The organism is Rothia sp. HMSC075F09 (assembly GCF_001810515.1).
In the GTDB taxonomy this organism is placed as follows: Bacteria; Actinomycetota; Actinomycetes; order Actinomycetales; family Micrococcaceae; genus Rothia.
Map to the genome: position 1 here is coordinate 1 of NZ_KV801795.1, position 326 is coordinate 326.

General features: G+C 63.2%; 1 protein-coding gene. It reads right to left on the bottom strand.

Annotated features, from left to right (window positions below; all coding sequences use genetic code 11):
• Positions 1 to 326 (bottom strand): transposase (locus HMPREF2749_RS07385; protein ID WP_210395342.1); only part of this gene is annotated, 326 nt, incomplete at both ends.

Consider the following 326-nt stretch of genomic DNA (forward strand, 5'->3'; position numbering starts at 1 on the left):
CGGTCTCGCTGGTGGACACGCGCACCCCCAGCACTTCGCGGTGTCCGTCATTGTTGACTCCGGTGGCAACCAGGACCGCGCACGAGACGACGCGTCCTCCTTCGCGTACTTTCATGGTCAGTGCGTCAGCGGCGACGAAGGTGAAAGGCCCGGCATCGTGGAGGGGCCGGTTGCGGAACTGGTCCACGTGTTCGTCGAGGTCGGCTGCCATGCGTGAGACCTGGGACTTGGACAGTCCTGTGATCCCCAGGGTTTTGACGAGCTTGTCCATGCGGCGTGTGGATACTCCTGCCAGGTAGCAGTCAGCGACCACTGTGATCAACGCG